Here is a 5,761-nt window from a genome sequence, read left to right as displayed (position 1 = left end):
GCGGTGGATTACTGGCGCAGCATCTTCGCGGCGAACTACACGCCGCTGCTGGACAGCAGCACCGGTCAGCCGCGCATTGATCCGGCCCTGGGCGTGGCCGAACCCTCCCTCAGCCGCTTCGATCCATCTTAGGCGGCGGGCGGCACATCGATGCGAGGCGCACTCCTGTGGTTGGGCTTGGCCCTGAGCGTGCTGGTCGCACTCAGGGTCGAGGCTGCCCAATGCATCTACACCGAAACGCCGCCTGCAGCCCCCACTCTGGGGGTCGTGGTGTGGGCGCAAAATCCGCCCGGATCCTCCACGCCCAATACCCTAGTGTTCGGGGCGGGTGAGGATACCAGCGGGCTCGATGACCAGTGCATCAGTCCCATCCTGACGGGACCGATACGGCAGATTGCGGTGGCGCCCGGTGCTGCATTGATGCTTTACAGCGATGCCGGCCCGCTGCCCTGGGGCGCGTTGAATGTCGGGCCGGACGATCCGGCTCCGGTGCTGCCGCCCCCTGATGCGGGCAGCGGCGCTTCAATGCTTGTCTATGCGTGGGCAACCACCCAGTCTGACGTTCTGACGACCTTCAACGCATGCCGAGGCTGCCAGCTGTCTGGGTCCAACGTTGTGCTGGGGAGCCCCCAGGCCGATATTGGCGGGTATAAAGGCGATTTCACCGGTGCCAACTTGCAGGGAGCGACGCTCAGCGGCGACGGCACAGGCGACGTATTCACCGGCGCCAATCTGCAGGGAGCGACGATCACTGCGAATTTCGACTCGGCCGTGTTCACCGGCGCGGACCTGAGCGGCGCCACCTTCTCTGGCGCGAATGCCTACATACTCAATTCGCAGTTTACCGGGCAAGCCAAGTTGCGGAAAACGACTTTCGATGTCGTGACCATCGAGTCGGTAGACTTTTCCGGCGCCGATCTGACCGGGGCCGTGTTTCCCGGAAGCGCCGATATCGATGTTGTCTTTGACAAATTCGATGGTGCGATCCTGGACCAGGCAAACTTCGGCGGCGCGTGGTTTTGGGAGAGCACATTCGATCATGCCCGCGTCAACGGTACGATCTTCTCGGGCGCATTTCTGAACGCGGCGGGGTTCAATGCGCTGCAATTCGTGGAGCCCCCGATCTTCGCGAATGCGACGATATCGCCCTGCTCCTACCTCACCGGATCGGACCTGCGGGAGGTTTCATTTTCGGGGATCACCTACTCGTCCGTGAACATCGACAACTGCAACGCAGCAGACCCCTGGCGGTCGGGTCCGCCATTCGAGGGGAGTCTGTTGTCGCTGGCGGGGGTGAAGGAACTCTTGGCCGCCAACCCACCCGGCGGCATCAACGGCGTTCCGCCGATCGACTGGACCGGCGCCCAGGTCGTGGTTTCCCCGGCGGACCGCGCCGTATTCGCGGGAGCCGATCTGAGCGGTGTCAATTTCGCAGGTTTGAGCTTCCTCGGCGAGGCGCTGGATCTGACCGGAACGACACTGAACAACGCCAATTTGAGCGGGACCGATTTCACGCTGGCGCGCTTGGCGGGTGCGAGCTTGCAGAATGTCACGGCGCCGAATGCGGTGTTCGAAAGCGCCGATTTGTCCAGCGACGGGACGCACGCGGCCGCCAGCCTCGCGGGGTCGAACACGCATCTCGAGGGCGCCAGCTTCGCCAATGCGATCATCAGTGGAGCCAGTTTCCAAAGCGCGCATCTGAACAACGCGCTGTTCAGCGGGGTCCGCGGTGTCAGTACCGACTTCAACAGCGTGAGCGCGGCGGGCGCCAATTTCGTGAGGGCGCATCTCTACGGCAAGGGCGACGCCTTCGACAGTGCCACCGACCTGCAGAACGTGGATTTTTCCGAGGCGGTGCTGGCCGGGAGCGTGAGTGAGAGCGGAGGATTCGACCTGACGGGCGCCGCTCTGTCGGGCGCGCGCTTTGACGGCACGGTGTGCATCAACTGCAACTTCACTAATTCGGTCCTGGCTCCGAGTGGCCCCGGCAGCCCATCAGCGAGCTTCGTCGGGGCGTATCTGCCGGGTGTGCAACTGGCCAGCGCCGAGCTCGCGGGGGCCGATTTCGATGGCGCCTGGCTGTACTGCGGTGACGCCAATAACTCGTACTGCCAAACCGCGCCGCAGCCGCAAACCTGGAGTTGGACCCTGGCGCTGGGTTCGGGCGAGGTGTACGGTCCGGTCCCGTTCGGCGTGACGGATGTGGCCAACGTGTCGTTGGCGGATGTCAGCGCCTGTCCGAGCGGCAAGTCCGGTGCCACGGCGCCGGCGGGCTGCACCGGCAATCTGCTGCCAACGCCCGCGGCGGCGCCAGCCCTGCCGGCGCCGTGTTCGGCCTCGGGCCGAGGCGCATGCCCGTCGCTGACGGCGACGGTGTTCGATGCCACGAAGCTGGGCAAGCCGCTGGCGATTGCCGCGGCGGCGCCGCCGACCTGGAATACAGCCCTGCCGGAAGACAACTATCTGGTGGTACTGGACGATCACACGCTGCGCCAGTTCGGTGACAGTTCGGCCGTGATCTTGGCCGGGCAGGCCGGGCAGGCCTGCGGCAGCGCGACAGCAGCGTGCGGTGACGGGGGCCCCGCGACCGCGGCCTTGCTGGGGACGCCCAGCGGACTCGCGGTCGGACTGGACGGTTCCGTGTACCTGGCCGACCCGGCCTTGCGGCGCGTGCGGCGCATCGACCCGACCGGCACGATCCGCACCGTAGCGGGGACCGGTATACCGTGCCCGGCGCCCCCCTGTGGCGATGGTGGCCAGGCCACCACGGCGAGTTTGACGGCCGCGAACGGAGTGGCGGTAGATACCCATGGGGTGCTGCTTATCGCCGATGGCGCGGCCGGCGTGCGGCGCGTCGGCATCGACGGCACCCTCACGACGCTGGCGCCGGGCACGGCGACCGGCACGGTGGTGTCGGTCGTGCAGGCTGCGGATGGACAGATCTTTGCCGCCACCAGCCAACCCGACGGCCTCATCCAGATCGATCCGACCAGCAGCCCCGTGAAAGTGACGTCCGTCGTGGGCACCGGGACCTCAGGGTATAACGGCAACAGCCAGTTCGGGATCCTGCTTCCCGGCACCGCCGTGCAGGTGAACGAGCCGCGAGGCTTGGCCGTGAATCTCGACGGTAACGTGCTGTTTGCCGACAGCGGCAACCATCTGATCCGCGCTTACGTACCCGCGACCGGGCATGTCATCGACGATCTGGCCGGTGTGATTACCGATGGCACGCCGCAGGGTGGCTTCAACGGTGACAAGTTCTACGCGACCGCGACCGAACTGAACGGTCCGCTGGGTGTGGCGGCGACGCGTTCGTCGATGCTGGTGATCGCCGACACCGGAAACCAGCGCGTACGGCTAGTGGGGCCGGCACCCCTCGGCGGGGTGTCGGACGTGCCGCGCCCCGTCTCCGTGATCGAGTGTCGCCCGGGGCGAGTCCTGCACTGCCGGCGACGGGTGGTGAACCTTCCGGCGAAAGCCGCGACGAAGGGCGTTCCGGTCACGCTTCGCAACCACGGAGCTGTGTTTGCGACAGGGCGCAAGCTGGCCTGGGAACCGGATCGCTTAAGGTTTCGCGTAACGGAGCAGCGCCCACTGGTACCGGGCTGGTACAAGCTGACCAAGCGCCTCGGCAGCGGGCCGCGCCATTTCGTCTTGCACCTCCGTTGAAAAGGCTCCGTGCATTGCTGCGTCGTGATCGGGATCGACGGCTGACGTTGTCGAGGATTCATTTCATATAGCGTCGGGGGATTAGGTATGGGATCGGAAGAGCGGCACGATGATTTGAGCCAGACCCTGGAAGCGCTGCTGCGAACGCCGGTGGGTCGTCGCTGGCTGCTGAAACTGGGCGTAAATGCGGCGACGGCGGCCGTGGTGTTGCGCAGTGTGCCGGCGTGGGCGGAAGAACGTCCGGAGGAGGGCGAAGACGTCGAGTCGTCGGCGACGCAAGCGCGCGGCGGGGTGCTGCGGCGCTTTCATTTCGCGCTGGGGCCGGCGGCGTCACTGGAAGACCTGCATGTGGTGGTGAACGGGGTCAAGGTGGCGTTGACGCCGCACACGCGGGGCACCCGGCGCGCGCTGGCAGCGTGGGACGGTGTATGGAAGCGGATGGATCGCGAGCGCTTGACGCATTACGCCAAGGTGGTGGTGCCGCCGCGGCGCGCGGTTTTGTTGTCGGTGCATGGGCGACGCGGGGCGCAGTCGGTGGTGGCGGCGCAAGGGTTTCATGCCCCGCGGCCGGCGGTGCGGGCGCTGGCGCAGGCGGCGTATGCCCTGGACGGTCACTTCGGCTCGGTGTCGGGGTCCGTGGAGCGGTTGCGCGCATTGGGGATCCGGACCTCGCGCCTGATTTCGGCGCAAGAGGTGGTGGACCTGAACCAGATCGTGGACTCCTACGGGGCAGCGGTGGCCCTGAGCTATTGCCATCCGAACGTGGCAACCATCGACGGGCCGACCGCGGCGGTGACGGGTTCGTTGCTGTCGAGCACGCCGGAGGTGACGACACTTGGGACGCAGATCGCGCAGATGCAACAGTCGGGGCAGGACTACGCGACCATGGAACCTGCCGTCGACGCCAGCGGCAACCCCAGCCAGATCAAGATCGGCAACAAGACGACGGGTTTTTCCACGGTTCGACTGAGCGGCGACGCGAGCTTCCAAAGCACCCTGCAGACGGCGGTGGTGGCGGGCGTGCAGGGGGTGCGGGATACCGGCAGTCTGGGCACGGTCCTGAACCGGCCGCTGGACGAGACGCCGGGCAACTCCAGCACCTGGCATCAGCCCGAGGGCATTGTGCCGACGTCAACCCCCTACACGCCGCCAACCGGGGTCGGTGCCGCGGTGCAGGCGCAGATCCAGAATACCGGGCTGCTGTACGGTACGTATACCGCGACCAATGGCGACTATGCGGCGGGGCAGGTGCCGCTGAAGCTGTACAACAACTACGTGCGCTGGGTCTGGGTGTACGTGCAGTATCTGAAGGCGGACGGAACCAACCTGTCGCTGAACGACAATCCGACCTGGCCGGACACGAAGTACGCCAAGTCGCTCGGCCTGTTGCCGCAGGTGTTCACGGTGCTCGGCGTGCCGCTGTGGGACACCAACACCATTGAGGTGACGCTCGACTTTCCGCCGGAGGCGACACAGGCGCGACTGCTGTTCTGTGGCTTGGGCAACGGGGCTTTGGACGGCGGCTGGCGGCAGTATTTCCCGGCCGATGCCTATCCCGACCATATCGCACCCCAGGACGAGGTGCTGTTCCCGAGCCTGATGACCGGCCTCCTGACCATCGGTCTGACGGCTTTCGCGCTGCTGACGGACATCGACATGGCCCAGACCTGGGGCGTCATTCGCGAGCTCCCGGTTGAAGGGCCGGAAGGCGTTGAACATGCTTTGGTGGATTTGCTCACCAATTTCCAAACGCTGACGAAGCTGGAGAGTTTCGCCACATTGGTAGCCGCCGGAGGCGCCACCTACGAAGACATTGCCGCCAACGGCGGAAGCGCAACTAACATCTGGAACACTTTGCTCAGCTTGGGCTCCGTCATTCCTAAGGTCATCTTCACGCCGCAGCTCGACCCGATCTGGGACGAAATCGCCGTGAGCATCGTGGGCGCAATCGCCGAGGACCACGTCGAAAACGCCATCCCGATTTTCGGCGAGATCATGGCGGTGATCATGGCCGTCGGCGATGCGGCCACCCTGGCGGAGGCGATCGGCGAGACGGCGTCGTCGCCGTGGGTGATCGCGAACACGGTGTCGT

General features: G+C 65.8%; 2 protein-coding genes. Both read left to right on the top strand.

Features of this window, described 5'->3' with window-relative positions:
* Nucleotides 1–150 precede the first annotated feature (150 nt).
* Complete coding sequence (locus ACW73L_RS21965) at nt 151–3,669, top strand: pentapeptide repeat-containing protein (RefSeq protein WP_498924681.1); 3,519 nt, start codon at nt 151–153, stop codon at nt 3,667–3,669.
* 87 nt (nt 3,670–3,756) lie between these two features.
* A partial coding sequence (locus ACW73L_RS21960) for a hypothetical protein (RefSeq protein WP_498924680.1) occupies nt 3,757–5,761 on the top strand: 2,005 nt, incomplete at its 3' end.

The sequence above is a fragment of the Methylolobus aquaticus genome (assembly GCF_054172105.1).
This window is presented reverse-complemented; position numbering and strand designations above follow the sequence as displayed.